This window comes from Kingella bonacorsii, from assembly GCF_016623605.1.
Lineage (GTDB): Bacteria > Pseudomonadota > Gammaproteobacteria > Burkholderiales > Neisseriaceae > Kingella_B > Kingella_B oralis.
The window spans coordinates 291,384-313,014 of sequence record NZ_JAEHNZ010000003.1 but is presented as its reverse complement, the minus strand read 5'-3'; the positions used below and the strand labels follow the sequence as shown (position 1 = coordinate 313,014).

29 protein-coding genes are annotated in these 21,631 nt (G+C 53.9%); 5 read left to right on the top strand and 24 right to left on the bottom strand.

What is annotated here, in order from left to right; genetic code table 11:
- From thiL to JDW22_RS10550, 4 genes are all read right to left on the bottom strand, one after another.
- Window positions 1-607: thiamine-phosphate kinase (gene thiL, locus JDW22_RS10565; protein ID WP_200523024.1), on the bottom strand; the 607-nt coding region annotated here is incomplete at its 3' end.
- 2 nt (window positions 608-609) lie between these two features.
- Window positions 610-774 carry a hypothetical protein gene (locus JDW22_RS10560; protein ID WP_200523023.1) on the bottom strand — a complete coding sequence of 55 codons (165 nt, stop codon included), beginning with the start codon at window positions 772-774 and terminating at the stop codon, window positions 610-612.
- Between the two features lie 17 nt (window positions 775-791).
- On the bottom strand, window positions 792-1,262 hold the full coding sequence (locus JDW22_RS10555) for a transcriptional regulator (RefSeq protein ID WP_200523022.1): 471 nt from the start codon (window positions 1,260-1,262) through the stop codon (window positions 792-794).
- A gap of 175 nt (window positions 1,263-1,437) precedes the next feature.
- Window positions 1,438-2,088, bottom strand: a complete 651-nt coding sequence (locus tag JDW22_RS10550) for a glutathione S-transferase family protein (RefSeq protein WP_200523021.1) — start codon at window positions 2,086-2,088, stop codon at window positions 1,438-1,440.
- 89 nt (window positions 2,089-2,177) lie between these two features.
- Between JDW22_RS10550 and JDW22_RS10545 the strand changes: the two genes are divergently transcribed.
- The 3 genes from JDW22_RS10545 to JDW22_RS10535 all read left to right on the top strand — a co-directional run bounded on the left by JDW22_RS10545 (window position 2,178) and on the right by JDW22_RS10535 (window position 4,872).
- Window positions 2,178-3,083, top strand: a complete 906-nt coding sequence (locus tag JDW22_RS10545; protein ID WP_235965487.1) for a DUF4336 domain-containing protein — start codon at window positions 2,178-2,180, stop codon at window positions 3,081-3,083.
- A gap of 114 nt (window positions 3,084-3,197) precedes the next feature.
- A complete protein-coding gene (locus JDW22_RS10540) occupies window positions 3,198-4,061 on the top strand; it encodes an alpha/beta hydrolase (RefSeq protein WP_200523020.1) in 864 nt (287 codons plus the stop codon).
- A complete protein-coding gene (locus tag JDW22_RS10535) occupies window positions 4,042-4,872 on the top strand; it encodes a class I SAM-dependent methyltransferase (RefSeq protein ID WP_235965486.1) in 831 nt (276 codons plus the stop codon). Before JDW22_RS10540 ends, JDW22_RS10535 begins: the two co-directional genes overlap by 20 nt.
- A gap of 259 nt (window positions 4,873-5,131) precedes the next feature.
- Here JDW22_RS10535 and JDW22_RS10530 read toward each other — a convergent pair whose 3' ends face one another.
- From JDW22_RS10530 to JDW22_RS10515, 4 genes are all read right to left on the bottom strand, one after another.
- Window positions 5,132-5,569 carry a YiiD C-terminal domain-containing protein gene (locus JDW22_RS10530; RefSeq protein ID WP_200523019.1) on the bottom strand — a complete coding sequence of 146 codons (438 nt, stop codon included), beginning with the start codon at window positions 5,567-5,569 and terminating at the stop codon, window positions 5,132-5,134.
- 192 nt (window positions 5,570-5,761) lie between these two features.
- Window positions 5,762-5,953, bottom strand: a complete 192-nt coding sequence (locus JDW22_RS10525) for a YciI family protein (protein ID WP_200523018.1) — start codon at window positions 5,951-5,953, stop codon at window positions 5,762-5,764.
- A gap of 98 nt (window positions 5,954-6,051) precedes the next feature.
- The gene (locus JDW22_RS10520; RefSeq protein ID WP_200523017.1) at window positions 6,052-6,612 is read right to left on the bottom strand and encodes an NAD(P)H-dependent oxidoreductase; all 561 of its coding nucleotides are present in this window, start codon (window positions 6,610-6,612) and stop codon (window positions 6,052-6,054) included.
- Window positions 6,613-7,011: 399 nt separating this feature from the next.
- The gene (locus JDW22_RS10515) at window positions 7,012-8,010 is read right to left on the bottom strand and encodes an IS110 family RNA-guided transposase (RefSeq protein ID WP_200523016.1); all 999 of its coding nucleotides are present in this window, start codon (window positions 8,008-8,010) and stop codon (window positions 7,012-7,014) included.
- 287 nt (window positions 8,011-8,297) lie between these two features.
- On the opposite strand from JDW22_RS10515, the gene JDW22_RS10510 reads away from it, so the two are divergent.
- Window positions 8,298-8,813 carry an energy transducer TonB gene (locus JDW22_RS10510; protein WP_200523015.1) on the top strand — a complete coding sequence of 172 codons (516 nt, stop codon included), beginning with the start codon at window positions 8,298-8,300 and terminating at the stop codon, window positions 8,811-8,813.
- On the opposite strand, the gene JDW22_RS10505 is transcribed toward JDW22_RS10510, so the two are convergent.
- From JDW22_RS10505 to JDW22_RS10445, 13 genes are all read right to left on the bottom strand, one after another.
- On the bottom strand, window positions 8,807-9,925 hold the full coding sequence (locus tag JDW22_RS10505) for a zonular occludens toxin family protein (protein ID WP_200523014.1): 1,119 nt from the start codon (window positions 9,923-9,925) through the stop codon (window positions 8,807-8,809). The genes JDW22_RS10510 and JDW22_RS10505 overlap by 7 nt on opposite strands.
- 90 nt (window positions 9,926-10,015) lie before the next feature.
- Entirely contained in the window at window positions 10,016-10,303 is a 288-nt protein-coding gene (locus JDW22_RS10500) for a DUF2523 family protein (protein WP_003793989.1), read from the bottom strand.
- A gap of 12 nt (window positions 10,304-10,315) precedes the next feature.
- Window positions 10,316-11,998 (bottom strand): virulence factor TspB C-terminal domain-related protein, encoded by a 1,683-nt coding sequence (locus JDW22_RS10495; protein ID WP_200523013.1) that lies wholly within the window; start codon window positions 11,996-11,998, stop codon window positions 10,316-10,318.
- A gap of 104 nt (window positions 11,999-12,102) precedes the next feature.
- Entirely contained in the window at window positions 12,103-12,795 is a 693-nt protein-coding gene (locus JDW22_RS10490) for a hypothetical protein (protein WP_200523012.1), read from the bottom strand.
- Window positions 12,796-12,807: 12 nt separating this feature from the next.
- Window positions 12,808-13,116, bottom strand: coding sequence for a hypothetical protein (locus tag JDW22_RS10485; RefSeq protein WP_200523011.1), 309 nt, complete (start codon window positions 13,114-13,116; stop codon window positions 12,808-12,810).
- Window positions 13,117-13,135: 19 nt separating this feature from the next.
- Complete coding sequence (locus tag JDW22_RS10480) at window positions 13,136-13,381, bottom strand: hypothetical protein (RefSeq protein ID WP_200523010.1); 246 nt, start codon at window positions 13,379-13,381, stop codon at window positions 13,136-13,138.
- 197 nt (window positions 13,382-13,578) lie between these two features.
- A complete protein-coding gene (locus JDW22_RS10475; protein ID WP_200523009.1) occupies window positions 13,579-13,896 on the bottom strand; it encodes a hypothetical protein in 318 nt (105 codons plus the stop codon).
- 24 nt (window positions 13,897-13,920) lie between these two features.
- Window positions 13,921-14,133: a hypothetical protein gene (locus tag JDW22_RS10470; RefSeq protein ID WP_200523008.1), complete on the bottom strand. Its 213-nt coding sequence runs from the start codon at window positions 14,131-14,133 to the stop codon at window positions 13,921-13,923.
- Window positions 14,120-15,622, bottom strand: a complete 1,503-nt coding sequence (locus JDW22_RS10465) for a replication initiation factor domain-containing protein (protein ID WP_200523007.1) — start codon at window positions 15,620-15,622, stop codon at window positions 14,120-14,122. The genes JDW22_RS10470 and JDW22_RS10465 overlap by 14 nt, the downstream gene beginning before the upstream one ends.
- A gap of 4 nt (window positions 15,623-15,626) precedes the next feature.
- Complete coding sequence (locus tag JDW22_RS10460; protein ID WP_200522511.1) at window positions 15,627-15,890, bottom strand: hypothetical protein; 264 nt, start codon at window positions 15,888-15,890, stop codon at window positions 15,627-15,629.
- A gap of 60 nt (window positions 15,891-15,950) precedes the next feature.
- Window positions 15,951-16,214 carry a hypothetical protein gene (locus JDW22_RS10455; protein WP_200522512.1) on the bottom strand — a complete coding sequence of 88 codons (264 nt, stop codon included), beginning with the start codon at window positions 16,212-16,214 and terminating at the stop codon, window positions 15,951-15,953.
- Window positions 16,215-16,723: 509 nt separating this feature from the next.
- The gene (locus tag JDW22_RS10450; RefSeq protein WP_200523006.1) at window positions 16,724-17,479 is read right to left on the bottom strand and encodes a WGR domain-containing protein; all 756 of its coding nucleotides are present in this window, start codon (window positions 17,477-17,479) and stop codon (window positions 16,724-16,726) included.
- 240 nt (window positions 17,480-17,719) lie between these two features.
- The gene (locus JDW22_RS10445; RefSeq protein ID WP_235965485.1) at window positions 17,720-18,187 is read right to left on the bottom strand and encodes a metallophosphoesterase family protein; all 468 of its coding nucleotides are present in this window, start codon (window positions 18,185-18,187) and stop codon (window positions 17,720-17,722) included.
- 91 nt (window positions 18,188-18,278) lie between these two features.
- On the opposite strand from JDW22_RS10445, the gene JDW22_RS10440 reads away from it, so the two are divergent.
- Entirely contained in the window at window positions 18,279-18,521 is a 243-nt protein-coding gene (locus tag JDW22_RS10440) for a GlsB/YeaQ/YmgE family stress response membrane protein (RefSeq protein WP_200523005.1), read from the top strand.
- A gap of 320 nt (window positions 18,522-18,841) precedes the next feature.
- On the opposite strand, the gene waaC is transcribed toward JDW22_RS10440, so the two are convergent.
- The 3 genes from waaC to lgt form a co-directional block, all read right to left on the bottom strand.
- Window positions 18,842-19,819: a lipopolysaccharide heptosyltransferase I gene (gene waaC, locus JDW22_RS10435; protein ID WP_200523004.1), complete on the bottom strand. Its 978-nt coding sequence runs from the start codon at window positions 19,817-19,819 to the stop codon at window positions 18,842-18,844.
- A 99-nt stretch (window positions 19,820-19,918) separates the two neighbouring features.
- Window positions 19,919-20,686, bottom strand: coding sequence for a hypothetical protein (locus JDW22_RS10430; protein ID WP_200523003.1), 768 nt, complete (start codon window positions 20,684-20,686; stop codon window positions 19,919-19,921).
- 38 nt (window positions 20,687-20,724) lie between these two features.
- Window positions 20,725-21,579, bottom strand: a complete 855-nt coding sequence (gene lgt, locus JDW22_RS10425) for a prolipoprotein diacylglyceryl transferase (RefSeq protein ID WP_200523002.1) — start codon at window positions 21,577-21,579, stop codon at window positions 20,725-20,727.
- Window positions 21,580-21,631: the final 52 nt, after the last annotated feature.

Sequence of the window (21,631 nt, the reverse complement as noted above, 5' to 3'; positions counted from 1 at the left end):
GCCCAAGGGCGACGCGCGGGGTGGGGCGCAGGCGGGCGGCTTCGCATTGGGCGAATAGGTGTTCGGGCAGGGTGATGTTGCCCCAGATGTGGTGCAGGGCGGCGGCTGCCAGCCCGATTTGCCCTGATACCCAGATGTCGTCGCCGTGTTGCGCGCCACTGCGGCGCAGGGCTTTGCCTGCGGGGAGTTCGCCTGTGATGGCGACGTTGAAGGCTAGGTTGCCTCGGGTGGTGTCACCGCCGATAAGGGTGATGCCGTATTGGCGCAGGGTGGCAAATAGGCTGCCTGAAAAGGCTTGCAGCCACGCCTCGTTCAGCTCGGGCAGGGCGGCGCTTAATAATACCCAGCGCGGTTGCCCGCCCATGGCGGCGATGTCGGAGATATTGGTGGCGAGGATTTTGTGGGCGATGGCTTCGGGCGGGTCGGTTGGGAAAAAATGGCGATTGGCGAGCAGCATATCGCTGCTGAAACAAAGGTCAAACCCTGCGCGGGGGCGGATGATGGCGGCATCGTCGCCTATGCCGAGCAGCAGGTCGGGGTCGGATGGCTGGGGGCGGGCGAGATGGCGGCGGATAAAGTCAAATTCGCCAAGGGGGGCGGTGGGCATTTTCAGGCTGCCTTTTTTGGGATGGGTGGGGTGGTTTCAGGCTGCCTTTGAGGCGGGACAGCCTGCGCGTTGGTTGGGGATGGAAAGGTTCGCATTATACGTTGCGCCAAATGCACAGGCAGCCTGAAAACGGTATTTTCCATTTTCAGGCTGCCTGTGGTTTGCATAGCGGTTGCAAAATGCGTTATTTCACGCGCCGCACGGGAGTATAAAAATTATCAGGCGCGGCTTCCAGTTTCAACGCTTCGTTGGGCGTGATTTGGATAAACGCGGTGAAGCCGTCCGCGCAGCTTAACGATAAACCAATCCGCAGGTATTTTTTGTTGGGGCTGATTTTTTTCAGCATATTTCGCAAGGGGCGGGCGTAGGCTTCGTCTCCTGCATCGTCTGCTATGCTGGCGCGAATGCTTTGCGCGAGTTCTTTGCCGTTTATCCAGTCAGCTTGGTGCGTATAGCCGTTTTTCTTGTTGCGGCAGTTGGGCGCGACTTGGGCAAATTCTTCAAAACCGTGTTTGCCAATCACAAAGCGTTCTGCGCCTGCGGGGGTGTCTTGTTCCCATGTTCCGTAGCTTTGGCGGTAGGGATTGCCTTCGGCGTGGGTGGCGGTGGCGAGTATTAGGGAAACGGCTAGAACGGCGGTTTTCAAGGATTTCATGGGGATTCCTTTTTACGTTGGGGGTCGGATTTCAGGCTGCCTTTATGGGCAGGGCAGCCTGCGTTTGGGTTGGAATGAAAGCGGTGTGATTATACGTTGCGCCAAATGCAAAGGCAGCCTGAAAAGCCAAATTCCGCTTTTCAGGCTGCCTATTTGCTATCCGGCTTACTCCGTTCTACGCCATTTTCGCCATTTCCTTTTCCACCCAAGCCATCATTTCGCCAAAGGCGGGGCGGGCGGTGTGGCGGGCGATGTAGGCATCAAACACATCGCAGGCGATGCCTTCCACGGGTTTCACACGGGTGAACTGCACCAGCAGCATGGTGTAGTAGAGGTCCAGCGCGGAAAATTGGTTGCCGACGATAAAGTCGTGCCGCGCCAGATGGTCGCGCAACACACCGAAGGCGGTATCCAAATCGCCGTAGCCGATGCTTTTGCGCCGTTCGGCATTGCTGGAGATTTGGTTGAGACGGTCAAACGCGGCGTATTCCAAATTGATGGCGAAGCAGAGCCAGCGGTAGTATTCGCCGCGCGCCAAGCTGCCTGCGGCGGGAATCAGATTGCGTTCGGGGAACTGCTCGGCAAGAAAGGTGAGGATGGCGGCGGCTTCGGTGATAACTGCATCGCCTGCTTTGAGTGCGGGCACTTTGCCCATCGGGTTGATGGCGAGGTAATCGGCGGATTTGACGGTGAGGTGGTCGGAGGATTGGGTGGTGTCGTTGAAGGACAGCAGCACGGTGTCAAAGGTTGCGCCGCATTCTTTGAGCATCCATACCACGCTCATGCCGCGCGATTTGGGGACGGTGTAAAGGGTGAGATTTTTCATGGTGTTGCCTTTCTTGGTTGGTGGAAAAGCGTGATGATACACGAGGCGGGTGTCAGAATGTGTCAGCAGCGTTTGGGTTGGTTCTGCGTTTGGGTGTTTTTAGGCTGCCCATAGCCCGCAGGCAGCCTGAACCGCTATTGCCCGTTTCAGGCTGCCTGCGCTACCATTCTGGCAGCCTGAAAACAGGCGAAGCCAAAATGGCATTGGGAACATGTTTTCAGGCTGCCCCCCCGCAAGAAGCCATCATGACCGCCATCCACCTCTACTACCCGCTCAACATCCTCAAACCCTTCGGCGAAAACATCTGGATTGCCGACGGCGGCGAAATCCGCATGGCGTTTCCGCTCGGCGTCAAAATCCCGTTCAGCACGCGCATGACCGTGGTGCGGCTTTCAGACGGCGGTTTGTGGTGCCATTCGCCCGTCGCCCCCGCGCCCGAGTTGTTCGCGCAAATCGACGCGCTGGGCGAAGTGCGCCATTTGGTGTCGCCCAACAAAATCCACTACGCCCACATCGCGGCGTGGAAAGCGCGCTACCCGCAGGCAACGGCGTGGGCAAGCACGGGCGTGCGCGAACGGGCGGCGGCGCAGAGCATCGCCGTGGCGTTTGATGCCGATTTGGGCGATACCGCGCCCGGCGCATGGGCAAACGATTTGGCGCAGATGCCGTTTGCCGGCAGTCGCGTGATGACCGAAACCGTGTTTTTCCACCGCGCCAGCCGCACGCTGATTCTCACCGACCTAATTGAAAACTTTGAAACCTCGCAGTTCCCCAGCCGCTTTTGGGCAGGCGTGATGAAGCTGGCAGGCATCGCCGACCCCGACGGCAAAACCCCCGCCGACTGGCGCGCCACGTTTAAAGACAAAGCCGCCGCCCGCGCCAGCCTCGCGCAGATGCTGGCATGGCAGCCTGAAAAAATTATTCTGGCGCACGGGCGCTGTTACGAGCGCGACGCCGTCGCCGAATTGAAACGCGCGTTCCGTTGGCTGGACTAGGCGGCAGAGGCAGCCTGAAACCCCGCGCAGCACGTTTCGGCGCAGCCCAAACGGCACAACCCGTTTTCAGGCTGCCCCGTCTCCACTCCTTTCTTTTCATTGCGAGCCATCACCATGCAACCCACCATCCTTCCCGCCCAAATCCCCGCCCCCGTCGCCGCCTCGCTGCGCCAACTCGGCGCAGTCATCAATCCGCTCGCCACCGAGCCGCTGTATACCCCGCTGCACCCGCGCGAGCCCTACGATAACGCCACCGTTGCCCGCGACCAAGCCTTCGGCAGCCACCCGCTGCAACGCCTGGACGTTTTCGCCCCCGCACCGCCCGCCGCCGCACCGCGCCCCATCCTGCTGTTTGTGCACGGCGGCGGCTTTGTGCGTGGCGACAAGCGCGGCGCAGGCAGCCCGTTTTACGACAACATCATGCTGTGGGCGGCAGGCAGCGGGCTGCTCGGCATCAACATCAATTACCGCCTGGCCCCCGAGCACCCCTGGCCCGCCGCGCAGCAAGACATCGCCGCCGCCCTGCTGTGGGCGCAGAGCCACGCCGCAGAATATGGCGGCGACCCGCAGCGCATCATCCTGTGCGGGCATTCCGCCGGCGCGGCGCACATCGCCCAATACCTCGCCCACCCCACGCTGCGGCTGGGCAGCGACGGCGTGCGCGGCGCAATACTGGTGTCCGGCATTTACGACACCGTCGCGTTTGGCGACAGCCCCGCCCGCCAAGCCTACTTCGGCAGCGACCGCGCCCAAATCGCCGCCCGCTCCGCCCAAGCAGGGCTGCTGCAATGCGGCGTGCCGCTGCTGATTGCCGCCGCCGAGCTAGACCCGCCCGAGTTCCGCCAACAAGCCGAGCGGCTCGGCGTGCCGCACTATCTGCTGGCTGGTCACAGCCATATTTCGGAAATCTTGGCCGTCAATACGGGCGACACCACCTTGTCCGGCCTGATGCAGGCGTTTGCCGCCCAACACGTTTGACCGCGCCAGACGTTTTTCAGGCTGCCTGAAAACAGTGATTGCCAACACCCAAGCATCGGAAAGGACAACCATGAACCCCAACCTCGCCCCCTTGCTCCGCCCCGACCTCAACCCCGCCTACCTCGGCGAAGAAAACGGCATCCTGCGCTACCTCAACCCCGCCGATTTGGCCGGCGACAACGGCAAATACAACAAGCTCTACGACCGCCTCGCCCCGCTGTACAACCTCGGCGAATGGTTGGCGCGGCTCAAATACGGCGGCGGCATCGCCAAAATGCGCCGCGAAATGATGCGCCTGCTTGACTGGCAAGACGGCGCAAGCGTGCTGTATGTCTCCGTCGGCACGGGCACCGATTTCCGCTATTTCCCCGATACGGTAAACGCAGGCAGCCTGAAAATCGTCGGCGCAGATTTGTCGCTCGGCATGTTGCGCCGCGCGCAGAAAAACTGGCAGCGGCGGCTCAATCTCTCGCTGGTGCATTGCGCCGCCGAAGATTTGCCCTTTGCTGACAACAGCTTTGACATCGTGTTTCATGTGGGCGGCATCAATTTCTTTTCCGACAAACCCCGCGCCCTCGCCGAAATGCTGCGCGTCGCCAAACCGCGCACCAAACTAATGGTTGCCGACGAAACGCAGGATTTGGTGGAGCAGCAATACCAAAAAAGCGCGTTCACCCAAGCCGCCTATCAGAACGCGCGGGTGGACGTTTCCGCCATAGAAAACGCCCTGCCCGCCAACGCCGCCGAACGGCAGACGCATATTTTGTGGGACGGACGGTTTTACGCGCTGACGTTTGTGAAGGCAGGCTGAAACCTTTGTAAAACCAAGTAGGTCGGGCATTGATGCCCGACGTTTTTAGTTGTGCTGTATGCAGATAAATAGCCAGAATTTGTCGGGCATCAATGCCCGACCTACACACTGAACCCGCGCCAGCCAAGGCAGCCTGCCTAGCGAAGCTAAAACGCTTGCGCGTAAAAAAACGCCGCTGTGATTATTTTGCAGCGGCGTTTGGCATTTGGGCTTTGCAGCAGCGCAAAAATGCGTTTGATTGGATTGTCGTTTTGGATTTTCAGGCTGCCAAAACCACATATCGCCCCGCCCATTCCGCCGCCAATACGCCGTCCGAAAAACCGCTCACCGCCAAATTGATTTTGCCCTTGCCGCGCCGAGCCAGCATTTCGCGGCAATGCGCCCATTCGGCGGCATCAGGGCTGCGGACGGACAGCAGCAAATCGCCGTGCGCGGGCGCGGTGTAGCGGATTTCGCTGCTTTGTATCACGATGTTGCCCGCTGCTTCGGGGCAGTTCAGATGCACCAGCGCCCAGCCGCACACGGTTGCGCCCAGCGCGGTGCTGCCGCCGAACACGGTGTTTTTGTGGTTGCGGTTGGGCGCGTGTGGCATCAAAAGCGCCACGCCGTCTGCGCTGCAGGAAACGACGCGGATGTGCAGCGCGGCAGTGGCGGGGATGCAGCGGTGGAGGAAGTCTTGCAGTTGTTGCGCGGTCATGAGGTGTCCTTGTTTGACGGGGTTTGAGGCAGCCTGAAAAGGGAAAATGAAAAATCTGCCTGAACCAGTATTCAGGCGGCGGTTTTATTTCCCCGCAAACTCGGGCAGGTTCGCCGCAATCAGCTTGGGCGCGAACTCGCGGATGTCGTATTGCGCGTGGTTCGGGTAATAGCAATCTTTTGCCAAAATCGTTTACAGGGCTTCGCGGCTTTCGGCTTGGGCGAAAATCATGCCCTGATGCGCTTGGGTATCGGTAAACGGCGCGGTGAGCAGAAAGGTGCCTGCGGCAAAGTGTTTTTTGAACCACTCGGCGTGTTGGGGGAACAGGGTTTCGTGTTGTTCGGCGGATAGGTCGGGATTGACTGTGATGGTGATGAGATACATTTTTCGGTTTCCTATAAATGGGTTGGGCGGAGCGGCAGCCTGAAAACGCATTTTCTGTTTCAGGCTGCCTTTGCCTGTTTGGGCAGCCTGAAAACGACTTATGCCGCCAATTCTTTCAGTTTCGCCACCAAACGCGCGCCGTGGTTTTGAGCCAGCTCGCGTTGGGCGTTGATTTTGGCTTCGTCGTCGCGGGCGGAGTAGCTCACGCCGTTGGTGTACACCGCGCCTTGGTAATCCAAGCTGCACAGCGCGGCGGTGGTGGCAAACTGCGGCAGGTAGTCCTCCACCGTATGCCCGAACGCGCCGTCTTTTTGATACACCGCTGCGGGCGCGCCGGTGGTGAACGAAAGCAGCAGCTTTTTGCCGCCCAAGCGCCCTTTGCTGCCGTGCGAGAAGCCGTGCAGGAACACTTTGTCCAGCCACAGTTTCATCAGCCCAGGCAGGGCATACCATGAAAACGGAAATTGGAACACGATGATGTCGGCTGCGAGCAGGGCGGATTGTTCGGCCTCGATGTCAAATTGGTAATCGGGATACAGCGCGTCCAAGCGGCGGATTTCGGCTTCGGGCAGCTCGCGGGCAACGTGCGCCAGAATGGCGGCGTTGGCAACGGAGGCGGATAAATCGGGGTGTCCTGAAATGATGAGGATGCGGGACATTGTGGGCTCCTTGGGTTGGGGTGAACAGATGGGGCGGATGATACGGGGAAACGGGTGCGGGATAAATGGGCGGCGGGTTGAACGAGTGTTGATTGGGCGTTGAGAAAGATACTGTATTTCACGTCAAGGCTAAAACGCAAAAATTGTTGATTTGCGTCAAATTTTGTTAATGTTTTGCCAGTGCATGGCGTTGCGCCGCCATACCCCCGCTTTTTGCTGGGATTTGAATTGGCGTTGCAGTTGGGTTGCCGCTTTGCGGGGGCTAGCCCCCACACCCCCAGTCTCACTTGCGACGCCGCGCGGGCAGGCGGCCGGGGCGTTGCCCCTTTCACCTGCCCTTTCGGCAGAGTGTTGGGTCGCTTCCAAACAGTAAAGGGGGTATTCATAAAGGCTTCGCCTTTACAAAGCTTCCCCCTTGACTGTTTTCCAGCTCCGCTCTGCCTTATCCGCCTTTTTGTGCAGGGTGGCATCAAAGGGCGCGTTTGTTTTCAGGCAGGTGTAGGCATAACGTAGTATTTTGCACATCATCATGACATAGACTTGCTTTGGATGCTTGCCTCTTGCGACTTGCTCGTCAAACCAACCACGCCATAGTTTGCTGCGGGTACAGGCAGCCCTTGCGGGCATATACAGCGATTTGCGTAGGGTTTTATCGCCCATCTTGGACACTTTTTGCGCGCCTTTGTATTTGCCGCTATCTCTGATAATCGGCGATAGACCTAAGTAGCTAATTAAATGTTTCGCCGTTTGAAATTTGTCCAAATCAACGAGGACGGATAGCAGGATTTGGGCAGTGTTTTTGCCTACTCCTGGAATGGTTGAAAGGATTTTTTGCTTTGCCTTTAACTGCTCGTCGCTTTCAATAATTGCTTGGATTTGCTCTCTGATGTTTTCCAGCTCTTCTTTCAAGGCTGCAATCATTTTTTCAACAGATGCGTTGGTGTACTCATCGGCTGTTTCTTGACGATTTTTCTCTGCGACAAGTAGGCTATTTAGCTGCTCTGTTCGACGATGTAGTGATTGTATGGCTTTTCCGGTTTGGTTATTTGGTTGCCAGCATTGCGGTTTTTCTTTTTTAGCAAAATCTGCGATTAGCTTGGCATCTTGCTTGTCTGTTTTGATGCGTTTTAGCTGCATTTTGGCGTAGCCTTTGATTGCGAGCGGATTAACCACTGATACGGCATAGCCATTCTGATGTAGCGTTGTCGCTACAAGAAGGTAGTACACGTTTGTTGCTTCGCAGCAGATATGCGTGTTTTCTTTGCCTAACCCATTTGCTTGCAAATGCCCCAATAAACCTTGAATACTTTGAATAGTGTTATCAATTTTGTGATGCCCGCAGATGTCTGAATAAGTGTCTATCGTATGCTTTGAAATGTCCAATCCTAGATAGTGCATGTGTTGCAATCCTTGCAATAATGGCTTTTGCCAATGATACTGTTATGTTTTGTGTCAAAAGAAAAACTGCACGCACCAATCTTTCTCAATGGTTTAACCAAGGCAGTCTTGCGGGTGTCGTGCAGTTTTAAATTTTACCGTAGGGCGGGCGCCGTGCCATACTCGGGTGAAATCAAAGTAAGTATATATAAATACTATATTTTAACTAATTATACATTTCTATATATTTTTGCTTTTGAGAAGCGCTGCTATATAATCCCGCCATTCTTTTATTACTGGGAGCTTCCATGAAACAGAACATCATCATCGTGTTATTGACCGCCATTTGCGGCTTGCTCGGCTGGGTGGGTGCGCAGGTATACGAGGAACGGCAAGCAAAAGCCAAAACGGAAACGGCTCAAAGTGTCCAAGCGGTGCAGGAGCAGATCGCGCAAACGTCAGAGCAGCTTAACCGTGCGGTGGTGGAAGCAGATTTGGCAGTGCAGGATATTAAGGAAACGGCTGGGTTGCCTACGGATGAGATTGTTAATGGTGGGGTGTGGCAAAGTAAAGCGGATGGGGTAGTGGACGACCCTAGCGATCCTAAACCCAAACAAACCATTATTTTGCAAGTCGTGGCGGTGGTTGATAAAGATGGCAACGTTATTGAAGCTGATTTGCTTAACCGTAGCCAATTTAAAAACGTTGATATAAATACATCTGCCCTTGAAAGAGTAAAAAACTCAAAAATCCCACCTAAAACCATCAACGGACAGCCCTTTAAAACGCGCTATCTTATACCCGTAAAATACGAGGTTTACTGAATCACCGCCACCGATCCTTCGCCGGTGTGATCCAAACTCGGCAGCGGTTTCCCGCCCAGCTCTAACACGGCTGGGCTTTCGTTTGGGCTGCTTTCGGTTCTGGGCGCGTTAGTTGGGCTGTTGCCATTGTTGGCATACTCAGATTGAATGTAGGGGTTGTAGATGCCGTTTTCTGCCCAGTCGGTGCATTGCTCCGCGCTGATGCCTTTGAGTTTGGTTGCTTGGTCGGTGTAGCAGTTGCAAGTGTTAGTTGATTTGATACAGGCGACGGGATAGGGCATTGTTTGAATGTTGCGGTTTAAGCCGTCGTATAAGGGCGCGCTCCACGGTTGGTTTTCTACGGTGGGGACGTAATCGGATGCGCTTAATGGTTGGGTGGCGGAGGGTTGTGGGGCTTCGTCTGTATAAATACCTGTTGGGTTGCTTGCTCCGTTGTTTGGGTTGCTTTGTTCTGCGGTTTGGACTTGTTGGGCGGTTTCGTCCATGCGTTGTTTCCAGCGCTGGTTCTGGAAATAGCCTAGGTAGGCGAGGATGCCGACCACTATTGGAAATATCCAAATGACTGCGCTCAATTTGCCTTTGACTTTGTTGTGTTCTTCGGCGGATTTGTACATGCCGAAGGCATCTTTTTTGGTGAAGAAGATGCTGTTTTTGGCTTCGGCGACGTCAGCTCTGCTTTCTGGATTGGCGCATTTTTGCCAGTAGCTGATGCGTTTGATGCCGAGCATGGTATTGCTGATGTTCCGATGTTCGCCGATAAGAGAGCGAAGATTGACGTCAATCAGGCGCGGATGTTGGGTTAGGATAAAAAAATCTATGCCTTTGTGCCGGTGGGTTTCTAACTCTTGGATGTAGTCGGGTACTTTTGAACCTGCTGGGCGGGGGCGGAATACGCGCTGGGCTTCGTCAATCACGAGAATTGCACCAGTCGGGGCCCATTTGTGCCATGTAGTCATGTCTTCGCCGTCAGGAATGGGCTGGGTGGGTATTTTGAGTTCTGGGATGCCATCCACATAGAGCGGACGATTTTTCAAATCGTCGCGCGTCATCAGCATGTGCACCATCAACGAGGTTTTGCCGCTGCCCGGTAAGCCTGTTATTAAACTAATCATGTTTGCCCCTGTTTTATTGCTGTTTGTGATTGTTTAGGCAGCCTGAAATGGTTTCAGGCTGCCTTTTGCTGCTATTGCTCTCACTTACCGCTATTTGCTTTTCAATACGCTGCCGATTTTGGTTGTCGCGGTGAATGTGAACGCGAATGCGACCGCGCCGAATATCCAGTTAAGGGCGACCCCGCCACCTGCCATGTAAAAGAGTTGTAGGGCTTCGGAGGGGAAACGCCCCATTTCGTCTTGTATCACGCGCACGAAATAGGCTTGCAGATTCTCAACACCTTTGTAAGTTATGGCGGAGATGCCTAGGGCGATAAAGATTTGCCCGATTAAGGTAGTCAGCAATCTGCTTAACAGCGGGAGTAATGCTGCTGGCATGGTTTTTCCTTTTTAAGCTCTGGAAATAGATGCTTGGGCGATAAAAAAGGCGAGCAATATCGCGCTTACAATCACGGCTGGGCGGATTTTGCTAGCAAAGTCGCACATAGGCTGATAGCTGAACTCTTGCATCGCGCCTAATATCATCACTTGTTTAGGAGCGGGGCATACGCCGCTTTCTACGAAGTCATGACTGCGACTGATTTGTGGAATGCCTATTTCATGTTCACCCATGCCAAAAGGACGACCGTCTTTGTCCTTGCCTTTGCTTTCGGCTATGGCTTTGTCTATCTCTTCCTTATCGCCCAATTTGACACACGCTAGGGCGTTGGGATTGTTTTTGCAGTATTCGCTTAGGGTTTCGCCTTTTTCATCGCCATCGGGATTGCCGTCCGGTTTGCCGTCTGGGTTGCCTTTGTCGCCTTTACCGTCGTTGGCATCATTACCTTTGCCGTCGTTACCCTTATCGTTATTGCCTTTGTCATTACTTCCTTTGCTAAGCTGCTTTTCAATATTGTTGAGTGAGTTGTTAATCTCTTTTAAGGCATTGGAATAGTCTTTGCCGCCTTGTTGCGAGCCGTTGCCGCCTATGCCTGTTCCACCACCTGAACCGCCACCACTTCCGCCATTGTTATTAATGGTGGTATTGTGATTAACGACATTGTTGTAAATGTTGGTGGTGCCTCCGCCGCCATTACCACCGCCTCCGCTGCCACCTGTGCCGTCACCGCCGCCGTTGCCGTTGCTGCCGTCGCCATTGCCGCCACCGTTGATGCTGATGCTGCCTGAACTTGAACCGCTGGGAATGTTGATGCTGATGCCTGACACGTTGGGGACGGATGCGATTTGTTTCGCCAGCTCGGCGAAGTCTTTTTGCATTTGGGCTTGGGTAATATCAATTTCCTTTTGCACTTCCTCCATTTGCTTTTGTGCACTCTTTATGGCACTTTCTGCGCATTCTGTATAAACTTTGCCTTGATACATTCTTACACAGTCATTTAAATTATTCGCAAGTCTTTTTTTAATGCCAATCGCTTCATCCCTTAAAGAATTAAATTTGCTTTGATAGGCTTTGCTTAGGGCTTCTAATGCTTGCCTTAGCTGTTTTAGTAGCTCGGGATCTAGGTTGCTAGGTACTGTTGGCGTGGGAACGGTGGGGACGGTTGGAATTTTGGGATCGTCGGGCGGGGTAGGTTTGGTAGGATCGCTCGGTTGGACGGGATTGGGCTTTTTATCAAAGTCGCATGGGACTTCCACCCATTTACCGTTTACCATGCTTCCGCAGCCTTTGGGATTGTTGGGGTTAGGTTTGGGGTTAGGTTGGGGGTTAGGTTGAGGGCTTGGTGTGGGATTGGTGTCAGAACCGGGGGTGGGGCTGGGTTTGGTTGAGGGACAGTACCAGCCTTGCCAAAGAGATGTTTGCCCTGTGCTTAAGACGGTTGACGTTGGAGTGCCAAAAGGCGCACCGTTGCGGTAACAGTTCGCATAATGTCTGCGGAGTTGGTCGTTGGACGGACGAGATTGGGTTAAGTCGGCATCTGATGGGGGACGAGTTAAAATGTATTCTTTGCCATTGTAAATTCGCGCATCATAATTTAAATCACCACCGTCAGCAGCCCCATCAGCCCATGCAGCAGACATCGCCAGCAGTAGGCTGGCTGTTAGGGCAATGACTGGCAGTAACTTGGGTTTCATGGGGCTTCCTTTGGGTGGGTTCGTGGTTTTTATCTGATGAATAACAGCCAGATGGGGATGGTGCATACAATACCGATTACAAACATGATTGCGTCGTACATGATTTAACTCTCTTTTTCGTTCGGCTCGTCTTTGTCATGTTGCGCGTCGGGTTTGTCTTCGCTGTCTTGTTCTTCTTCGTCTTCAAGCTCTTGGACAATTTCTCCTAAATCTTCTCGCCAATACATTTCTTGATATTCTTTGCCTATTTGTTTTAATTCTTCTTCTAATTCTTCTTCACTCATTAACTCTCTGCGTTGAGATGCCAATTCATTTATTCTGTTATCCACTTCTTCATATTCTCTGCTATCACGATCAGCCCAATCATCTGGCAGTTCATACAGATAATCTAATTCTTCTTCTATTTGTCGCCGAAGTTCTTGTTTCTCTTCTTCGCTTAATCCTGATAAATATTCTTTTCTTTCTAATTGTTGTTTTCTTTCTAATTCTTCTAAATCCAAATCTTCATAAAACAGCTCTTCTTCATCTTCGCTTTTAGCGTCTTCGTTTTCATCTTGCTCATCTTCTTTTGTGGGCTGGTTTGCGCCTTTTTTCAGCATCCGAACGATGATTGCGACAATCAGCATGACAAGATACAAGCCAACAACAATCGCGCCGATTATCCATAGGTCGGACAATGGTCCACTTTTGCCGTCTTCGCCTTTTAGCTCTTGTTTGACGGATTGAAACATGGCTGCTTTGCTGCCATTGCCGCCTATAAATTCCATTTCTCCGGGTTTCTTTTTGAGATCGGGCATTTTGTTTCTCGCTTAGTCTTTTGTGCTTTCTTGGGAATTTGCAGAATTGATGATGTTGATGATGAGTTTGATGATGAATGCGATGGCGAAGAGTGCAGAAATGTTTATGCCTACTTCTATGCCGTCTTTGAGTGGTTGGATTGGGTCGCAGTATGGATGGGTTAGGGTTATTTTTTGTGAGCCGTAGTACCATTGTTTGTTTTGGTACACGGGCATTTTTAAGCTGCCATCCGCGGTTATGGTGGGGACGACCATTGACATTTGATAATCGGACGCTTCCTCCGAAGTGGCGAAGCATTGACCTCCTACTCGGTAGCCCATAGTCTTCCCCTTTTAGAAATTAGCGACCGCGTCGCAGCATGCCAATAGTCATGCCAACAACTGTGCCTACTACAACGAAGCCGATTACGATTGCACCAACTGCATACAAGTCGGTTTTAACGTCGGCTGTTTCGGTTTTAACGGCATCTGCCATTGCACCGGCATAGCTGTTGGTGGCAATGAATGCTGTTGTTGCGACAACGGCTGCGGTGGCTTTTTGGTTTACGGACGCGCCGATTTTTTTGAGTGTTTGAAGTGCTTTCATTTTTGAAGCTCCATGCCGACGGGTTTAAATAGACTTCTCTACTTGTCGGCTGCGGTAGAGTCGTCGGGAAAGGGGTTAGTGCATCAACATGAACAGGATTAGGAAGTGATACATGGTTTTGCCTTTCGAGTATTTGTGGGCGGTTAGGGGCTTTTGTTCCGCGCGACCGCCCGACACGCGGCAAGGTTTTGGGTTGTTTAGCCTTTGGCTTTGTCTTGGCTAGTTGCTGATTGCCCCAGCACTTCTAACTTGGTTACTAGGTTGATCATGCCGTTGCCTTTTTTGACGGGCATGAATTCCACTTCTACGGGTAGGGGGAGTTTGCCGCGTAGGTGGGCGAGTTTGATGTGATCGGCTTCGGTGCCGTATTCCAGCTCTAAGACGTCTACGCCGAATTCTTTTTGCTGTTGCTCGTAAACGGGAATTTCTACGTAAACGCGGGTGTAGTCGTATTCTTGTCCTGAACCTTCTACGGTGCCTTTGTTCCATTTGACTTTACGAAGTTGTGCTTTCATGGGATGCCCTTTCTTGGCGGTTGATTAACGTTTTTCATAAACGCGCGGGATGCGACTGTCATTTGCTGAATTGCCGACGTAATATGTTTTTTCTGTTTGGTTAAATAACCGTGTGCAAAAATTACGCAGCTTCGCTTTTAGTCGCTGTGCTTTGCTTGTCTTGAAATGGATTTCAGTTCTTTGCCATTTTGCTTCCATTGCTTTGCCCTTTCTTGGCGGTTGGTTAAAGTTGGTCATACCATGCTGCTTGCCAGCTGTTGTCAAAGGCTTGCTGCATTCGGAATAGCTTGGCTTCTTGGGCGAGCTTGTCCATTCGTTGATGGAATTTGGCTTGCCGTTCTCTTTCGCTGATTTCGTGCATGTAGTTTTTGACTTCGGTATTGTGCTGTTTGGCTATGTGTTGCATTTGATGGATGTACTGGACGTTGGCTTGGCGGCAGTCGTGTTTGTCTGCGCCTAGGCGTTTGGGTAGTTTGGTTTTGCCCCCTTTCAACAAAACTTTGATTTCTTCGTCGTCAAAGCCAAACCGTTCCAGTGCGTTAATACAGGGGCTGCAGGCTTGGCTTGCGTACTTTAAAACGTGTTCCAAGTTAATCATTTCGGTTTTTTTGATGCGCTCGGCTTTCTTTGGCTGTTCGAGAAATCGGCTGAATAGGTCTTGGCAAATGGGGTAGGCGGCGGTTAGGTAGCTGCCTGCGCTGATTAAAATATCGTGTGGGATGATGTAGTCGCGGTTGCGGAGTTGTAATTCAAAGCGTACCCATGGGCTGCTGTTGTCGCCTTGTTCGCAACCTTTGTCGTAAACGCGTACCATGCGGCTGCTGTTGGGTGTGCCTACATAAAAGGTTTTGCCGGTGCGTTTGTCATCTAGCCAGTCGTAGCCGTGTAGCCTTGCTCTTGGGCGTTGTCCTTTGTTGTCAAAGCCGCCGCTTTCCCATGCGGTTTTGGCTTGGTCGGGGGTGAATTCGCCGTCGATGAAGTCGTGGGCTAGGTCTATGCGGGTGATTTTGGCAAAGGGGGCGAAGACGGTTAGCCAGCTATGTAGGCGCTCTTCCCAGCCGTCTTGGGCTGCGGTTAAGCCGTCGCCGTATAGGTGGATCATGATGCTGTCTTTTTGGTTGATGCCGCCAAAGGCGATTACGCCGTATTTGGCTGTTTCCGTACCCATGACAAAGCTGTATTTGTAGCCGTTGATGCCGTTTTTTTGTTGGTAGATGCCGAAGCCCATTAGGGTGTGCATGAGTTCGGAGAGTTTTTCGGCAAGCTGGCGGATGTTGTCGGGATGTTGGTCGTCTATGGGTAGGTCGGGTTCAACTAATACGTCTTGGGTAAAGGTGAAAGTTAATGTGTCTATGTGGGCTGCGGTGGCGTTGCCTTGACGAAGTAGGATCTCTTTGAGTTTGCCGTTTACCATGACGAATTGGCTGGTTTTGGTGCTGTGGGCGTGTAGGGTGGGTTTTTGGGCTTTGCTGCTTTTGTCCGCCGTTTCACAAGATGCGCCGTTTTGTCCCCCCGTGTTACTAGCGGGGGCGCTTTGCGCCCCCGTGTCTGCAATCGCCTGACGGCTGCTTGCCGCCACGTCGTCGCAACCGCTCGCCGCTTGCTTTTTTAGGCGTGAAAAACCGCGTTTGGCATCGGCTTTGCGGGTGTAGCTGCGGATGAATTGACCGTTGATGTATAAATCAAATGTGCCTTGTTGGTTTTGAGTAATTTCGCAGATGTTCATTTGCTTACCCCTGTTTTCTTAATTTTTCCACGCCGTATGCTTTGGCGGCTACAACCTTCCCCGCATTCACATAGCGAATTTTCTCGCCGTCCGCCGAGCGGTGCCGCTCTCCATACACCTTGATTTTCAACCTGCCATCGGGCATTTGCTTGATGATGTCGCAGTACATCAGGTAACGGATTTCCGAAACCGAATTAAACGCGTGGGTACATTTCAACAGATACCGCCCCTGCCATTTTTCAGGCTGCCTTTGCATGATTTTTCTCATTGCCTAAACCCTCGCAAAATCCAAAGCCAGATGCTCGTATTCGCCCTTTTCTTCGTTGCGCTATCTTCTTGCTTCTCTCTTTGCGGCTTGTTGGTTTTGACGGGCGAGTTGTCGCCAGTCGGTTTTTTCGTAATCAATCGCGTGCTCAAAAATGTTTAGATGCTTGGCTTCAAACTGGGCTACTCTTTCGCAAACTTCGGCTAGGGTTTGACAAATGCTGGTTTCTATTGCGCCTGTGTTTGTTGCGTTAATAACTAGCATGTTTAGCTGGTAGTTTTGGCTTTCGGCATTGCGTTTGATTTGGACGGATAGATCGATGTTCATGAGAAAAGCCCCTTAACTCTTTTAAGTAAGGGGCTATCAGCCTTGCGGCAAATGATGGCTTGTTGCCTAAGATACTGTTAGATATGATGCCCCTTGTGGAGCTTTGAATATACAAGGCAGCCTGAAAAGCAATAACGGTTTTCAGGCTGCCTTTGCAAAATCCTCAAACAACGTTGGCTGTACTTCGTTTGATATGGGTGATGGGATTGCCCTTTCGCTTTATCGCGGCGGGCGGCTTACTTTCTTTGCTTCGCCAAAGATAAGAACCTGCATTCGCCATCTGCACGATGGGGAGAGGGCAGCAGTATCAACCAGCCGTGAAGCATTAGGCAGCCTGAAAGCGGGATTTTGTTTTTCAGGCTGCCTTTGCTTTGGATTTAAACGCTGATATGGCTGTTGCGCGGTTTGAGGCAGCCTGAAAACGAGTTCGCGGGCTTCTGCGCAGCCAAAACGGGAAAACGGGTTTAGCTTCGCAACGCCGCTACGCTTTTCAGACGGCCTTTTGCGCTTTACCCCGCAAAGGTTTCATCGGCAAAGCGGGTTAAGTCTTGGCGGATTTGCGCGAGGGTTTCGGAGGGCGGCGCGTCCCACAGCAGTTGCGCGAGGCGGTCGATGCGGTTTGCGGCGGCAAGGGCGGCGGCGATGTCGGCAGGGCTGTCCACGCGCCCGCTGATTTTGACGGCGCCGAGTATGGTGGCGAGGGTGGCGCGGTCGTGAGCGAGCAGGTAGTGCGCGCCTTGCAAGCCGTCGGTTTCTTGCTCGGCTTGGGCTTTTAAGTCGGCATCGCTTTGACCTGCAACGGGCGGCAGGCAGGGGAAGCCCCATTCGCCTTCAATCACATGGCGGATAAAGTCTTGCAGCACGGGGCGGGCTTTGCGGAAGGTTTCTTGCAGGCTGCAAAGGGTGTCTGCGCCGTCGTCGCTGCCGAAGGCGGTTTCTTCGTCGCTTTCGCTGTAATAGACGGCTTCGTTGGTAAAGTATTGGCGGAAGGTGGGGTGGCTGGTGAGCGGGTTGAGCCCGTATTCTTCGTCGTCAAAATAGAGGTGGTCGGCGGGCAGCGCGGCGGTGGCGTAGCCTTTTTTCTGCTTGGCGGCGGCGAGTTTGGCGGCTTGTTTTTCGCATTCGGCGGGATTGTCGAATTCTTTGATTTCGTAACGCCCGTTGGTGCCGTATTTGCCGTAGTTCACGACGAATTGGTTGGCGAGGGTTTCGATGCGCCAGAATTTGTCGGATTTGGGGTCGGTGTAGCGGAGGGTTTGCTGCATGGGTTGCTCCTTACGGGGATGGAAAAAGGGTTTTCAGGCTGAAACATTTGCAAAACCCCTGAGGCAGCCTGAAATCTATAGTCGTTCCAATTAAGCCTTATACAGCGTTGGCTCGCCTTGCTGTACTACTTGTACTATCTGCGGCTCGCCGCCTTGTATAAGACTTAATTGGAGCGACTATAACAAAAACGCTTAAAGGCAGCCTGAAAACGGGAAAATCCATTTTCAGGCTGCCTTTGACTAATCGGGCAGTTCCAGCAGCAAGCCGTTGCGGTAGCCGTTTTGTCCGATTTCGTTCGGGTAGCCCAGCGGGTTGATGATGATGCGGCAGCCGTCTTGTTCGTCGTCAAAGGCTTGGTGGGTGTGCCCTGCAAGCCAGTAGGCAAAGCCGTTCAGGTCTATATCGTTGATGAAATAGGGGTTGAGCGGCGAGTCGGCATACTGCGGGGCGATGCAGGCGGGATGCGGCGGGAAGTGGGTGAGCACAATGGTGCGCAGCTGGTGGCGGAAGCGTTCAATAAAACGCAGTTGTGCTTCGTAGCGGACGATGTAGTCGGCGGGTTCAATGCGCCGTTCGCGCGGCGGCAGGCAGCCTGAAAGGCTTGTGCGCCGCTGCGCCCGTTGCCGAAGTCGCCCGCGTGGACGATTAAATCGGCTTCGGGGTGCGGGGTGTCGGAGAGGAGGTGGAGTTTCATGGTTTGGGGGCATCTGCAATGCGGACGGATTTTCAGGCTGCCTTTGCGCTGGGGGGTGCTTTGCTTTATAGTGTGCGTTTCTACACACCGCACAGGAGCATAAAATGAGTTTTATTGGTATGATTATTATCGGTTTTTTTGTCGGTTTGGTGGCGCGTGCCATTTTGCCAGGCAACAATAAAATGGGCTTTTGGCTGACTTCGGGGTTGGGGATACTCGGCTCGGTGGTGGCGGGTTTTCTGGGGCAGCAGCTGGGCTGGTACACCATCGGCGAGCCTGCGGGCTTTGTGGCTTCGGTATTTGGTGCGGTGCTGATTATGGCGGTACTTAGCGGCGTGCGCCGTTAGTCTGTTTTTATTTTTTAAGGCAGCCTGAAAATGCGGTTTGGCGTTTTTCAGGCTGCTTTTTGCTGCTATTTTTAATTCACTCTGCCTGAAATCATTAAAACATCCCATTTTTCATGATTTCTTGCAACTGCTTGGCAAAAGAATAAAACCGTTTCCGTTTTGCTGGTTTGATTGGGCATGATGTGTTTTCTTTTTTGCGTATCCGACAAAATATTTCAGGCTGCCTTTGGGACAAGGAGAGGCAGCCTGAAAATGGGAAAACGCTGTTTTAGCAAACGTGGTGGGCAACGAGTTGCCCACCCTACGGCTAGCAATGATTTTCAGGCTGCCTCTTTATTCTGCAAGCAGCGTTGCAAGGCGTTGAATACTTCGTTCACACTAGGCGGCTGCCCGATGCCGCCGAGGTTTACTGCCCACGGGCTTTCTTGCACGCCTGTTTTGGCGGGGTTGCTGTCGGTGTAGATGCCGATGGTGGGGCGGTTGGTGGCGTTGGCAAGGTGCAGCAAGCCTGTGTCCACGCCGATGACGGCTTGGGCATGGGCGAGCAGGCGGGCGGCTTGCAGCAGGGTGAGCGGGGGGCAGACTTGGGCGAAGGGGAGCTGGGCGGCGATGGCTTGGGCGCGGGCGCGTTCGCTGTCGTTGCCCCACGGCAGCAGCACGGGCAGGTGGTCGGTTTCGTGCAGTTGGGTGAGCAGGGCGTGCCAGTTTTCGCTTGCCCAGAGTTTGCTGTCGCGGCTGGTGGCGTGCAGGGCGACGTGGTAGCGGGGGGGTAAATCTTTCAGGCTGCCTGCGGCTTCGGCGGGGATGGCGATGCCGAAATCGGGCGTGCCTTGGGGGGTGTAGCCGAAGGCTTGGGCGAACAGTTGGCGGTTGCGTTCTACGGCGGGTTGGTCTTTGGCAACAGGGTAGCGGTGTTGGTAGAACAGGGCGGCGAGGGGTTCGCGTGCGCTGTGTTTGTCTAGCCCGTGCACGGGGGCGGTGGCGAAGTTGGCGAATAGGGCGGATTTGATGAGCCCTTGGCTGTCTAGCACGCGGTCGTATTGCGCGGCTTTGAGGCTGCGTTGCAGGCGGCGGATGTCTTGGCGGGTGGCAGCCTGAAACAGGTGTTTGCGCCAATATCGCCAGCGCATTTCGTGCACGCGGCGGATAAACGGGTGCAGGCGGGCGATGTCGGCAAAGGCGGCTTCGCACAGCCAGTCCAGTTGCACATCGGGGCGGTGGCGGGCGAGGTCGGTGATGGCGGGCAGGGTGTGGATAAGGTCGCCCATGCTGGATAGGCGCACGAGGAGGGTGTTCATGGGGGTGGGTCTCGCGGGCGAAAGGCAGCCTGAAAGTGGGGTAGGGCGTTTTAGCTTCGCTGAAACTCGCTTCACTCGTTTTCAGGCTGCCTCTGGGGGCTAATAAAGCGGGGTGTTTTTTTGCTGCGCAATGGTGTGCAACAACGCTTGGGCGCATTCTTGTGCGTAAGCCTGCGCGGCGGTTTGCACGGCTTGATAATGGTTGGCTTGCCATTCACTCAGCGGCTTCACTGCGCTGCGCTGTTCGCATTGGTAGGTAAAGGCGCGGGGATGGGCTACGTTGTCTTCGCTTTCGTAATATTTGCTGAAACGGATTTTTTGCACCAAGCGATACAGCCCTTTGTCGCCTTGGTTGTTGTATTTTTCGTAAACCAAATACACGCGCTTCCAATCAATCATAAAGTCGTATTGTTCGGTGGCGGCGGGCAGCGTGCGGTAGGTTTTGAATAAATCGTCTTTGATTAAATTGTGCAGCGTTTGGCTGGCTTGGATGGGGATTTGCGTGGGCGTGCCCACCAGCTCTTCCTTGTCCGAGCTTTGATACGAGCCGCCTGAGGTGAGCGTGGCGAGCAGTTTCAGCGTTTTTAGGGCAACGATTTTGCTGCTGTCGGAGGGGCGGATAAGATAGAGTTGGTTGCCGTTGTAGGGGTTGGCATTGGGGGTTTCTTTGTCGGCATACGTTACCACGCGCATGGAGCCGCCGCCTGCGGTGGGCGCGGTGTTTTCGTGGAGCAGCGTTTTATAGGTTTGCGCGCGCGTGCCTGCTTGAATTTGCGCTTTGCTGCGCGGTGTGTTGGGGATATGGCTGGCGCAGGCGGTAAGCAATAGCAAGGCGGCGCAAGCGGTGGTGGTTTTGAAATAAGACATGGAATGTTCTTCTGAATAAGGGTGGATAAAAAGGCGGGTTAAGCCGTGCGATTGCGTTTGCCAAAATACACAAAGCCGATGATGCCGAGCACCAGCATCGGCAGGCTCAGCCATTGCCCCATAGACATCCCGCCTGTGAGCAAACCCAGTTGGGCATCGGGCTGGCGGGCGTATTCGGCGATAAAGCGGAACAAGCCGTAGCCGCCCAAAAACACCATCGCCACTTGCCCTTCGGGGCGTTTTTTCTTGGAAAACAGCCACACGATGGCAAACAGCGCGATGCCTTCCAGCGCAAATTGGTAAAGCTGCGAGGGATGGCGCGGCAGGCTGCCGTATTGCAGCAGCCATTCGGCGTATTGCGGGTTTTGCGCGGCAAGGGCGCGGTCGGCTTCGGCGGCTTGCGGAAAGCCCATCGCCCAGAAGTTGTCGGGGCTGGTTACGCGCCCCCAAAGCTCGCCGTTGATAAAGTTGCCGATGCGTCCCGATGCCAAGCCTGTCGGCACCAGCGGGGCAACAAAATCCATCACTTGCCAAAAGCGCAAGCCGCGTCGCTTGGCAAACAGCCACATGGCAAAGAGCACGCCCAAAAAGCCGCCGTGAAACGACATGCCGCCTTCCCACACTTTGAGCATATTGAGCGGGTGGGCAAGGTATTCGCCGAGGTTGTAAAACAGGATGTAGCCGATGCGCCCGCCCAAAATCACGCCGAGCACGCCGTAGGTGAGCAGGTCGTCCAGCATTTCTTTGGTGAACACGGTGTTGCCTTGTTTGATGCGCCGCCGCCCCAGCCAGATAAATAGGGCGAAGGCGACGATGTAGCTGAGGGCATACCAGCGGATGGCGAGCGGGCCCAGTTGCAGGGCGACGGGGTTGAATTGGGGATGGATAAGCATGGGGTGTCCTTGTGGTGCGGTGATTTCAGGCGGAAATTTTTGCCAAACCGCT

Coding starts and splice junctions, on each gene's coding strand:
- JDW22_RS10500 (WP_003793989.1), bottom strand. CDS start 10,303: ATGCCAGCAGCATTACTCCCGCTGTTAAGCAGATTGCTGACTACCTTA.
- JDW22_RS10520 (WP_200523017.1), bottom strand. CDS start 6,612: ATGTCCCGCATCCTCATCATTTCAGGACACCCCGATTTATCCGCCTCC.
- JDW22_RS10460 (WP_200522511.1), bottom strand. CDS start 15,890: ATGAGAAAAATCATGCAAAGGCAGCCTGAAAAATGGCAGGGGCGGTAT.
- JDW22_RS10495 (WP_200523013.1), bottom strand. CDS start 11,998: ATGAAACCCAAGTTACTGCCAGTCATTGCCCTAACAGCCAGCCTACTG.
- JDW22_RS10445 (WP_235965485.1), bottom strand. CDS start 18,187: ATGCCCCCAAACCATGAAACTCCACCTCCTCTCCGACACCCCGCACCC.
- JDW22_RS10540 (WP_200523020.1), top strand. CDS start 3,198: ATGCAACCCACCATCCTTCCCGCCCAAATCCCCGCCCCCGTCGCCGCC.
- JDW22_RS10450 (WP_200523006.1), bottom strand. CDS start 17,479: ATGCAGCAAACCCTCCGCTACACCGACCCCAAATCCGACAAATTCTGG.
- JDW22_RS10515 (WP_200523016.1), bottom strand. CDS start 8,010: ATGCACTATCTAGGATTGGACATTTCAAAGCATACGATAGACACTTAT.
- lgt (WP_200523002.1), bottom strand. CDS start 21,579: ATGCTTATCCATCCCCAATTCAACCCCGTCGCCCTGCAACTGGGCCCG.
- JDW22_RS10555 (WP_200523022.1), bottom strand. CDS start 1,262: ATGAAATCCTTGAAAACCGCCGTTCTAGCCGTTTCCCTAATACTCGCC.
- JDW22_RS10510 (WP_200523015.1), top strand. CDS start 8,298: ATGAAACAGAACATCATCATCGTGTTATTGACCGCCATTTGCGGCTTG.
- JDW22_RS10485 (WP_200523011.1), bottom strand. CDS start 13,116: ATGGGCTACCGAGTAGGAGGTCAATGCTTCGCCACTTCGGAGGAAGCG.
- JDW22_RS10430 (WP_200523003.1), bottom strand. CDS start 20,686: ATGTCTTATTTCAAAACCACCACCGCTTGCGCCGCCTTGCTATTGCTT.
- JDW22_RS10490 (WP_200523012.1), bottom strand. CDS start 12,795: ATGCCCGATCTCAAAAAGAAACCCGGAGAAATGGAATTTATAGGCGGC.
- JDW22_RS10480 (WP_200523010.1), bottom strand. CDS start 13,381: ATGAAAGCACTTCAAACACTCAAAAAAATCGGCGCGTCCGTAAACCAA.
- JDW22_RS10470 (WP_200523008.1), bottom strand. CDS start 14,133: ATGACCAACTTTAACCAACCGCCAAGAAAGGGCAAAGCAATGGAAGCA.
- JDW22_RS10530 (WP_200523019.1), bottom strand. CDS start 5,569: ATGACCGCGCAACAACTGCAAGACTTCCTCCACCGCTGCATCCCCGCC.
- JDW22_RS10465 (WP_200523007.1), bottom strand. CDS start 15,622: ATGAACATCTGCGAAATTACTCAAAACCAACAAGGCACATTTGATTTA.
- JDW22_RS10560 (WP_200523023.1), bottom strand. CDS start 774: ATGCAAACCACAGGCAGCCTGAAAATGGAAAATACCGTTTTCAGGCTG.
- JDW22_RS10505 (WP_200523014.1), bottom strand. CDS start 9,925: ATGATTAGTTTAATAACAGGCTTACCGGGCAGCGGCAAAACCTCGTTG.
- JDW22_RS10440 (WP_200523005.1), top strand. CDS start 18,279: ATGAGTTTTATTGGTATGATTATTATCGGTTTTTTTGTCGGTTTGGTG.
- waaC (WP_200523004.1), bottom strand. CDS start 19,819: ATGAACACCCTCCTCGTGCGCCTATCCAGCATGGGCGACCTTATCCAC.
- JDW22_RS10550 (WP_200523021.1), bottom strand. CDS start 2,088: ATGAAAAATCTCACCCTTTACACCGTCCCCAAATCGCGCGGCATGAGC.
- JDW22_RS10525 (WP_200523018.1), bottom strand. CDS start 5,953: ATGTATCTCATCACCATCACAGTCAATCCCGACCTATCCGCCGAACAA.
- JDW22_RS10475 (WP_200523009.1), bottom strand. CDS start 13,896: ATGAAAGCACAACTTCGTAAAGTCAAATGGAACAAAGGCACCGTAGAA.
- JDW22_RS10455 (WP_200522512.1), bottom strand. CDS start 16,214: ATGAACATCGATCTATCCGTCCAAATCAAACGCAATGCCGAAAGCCAA.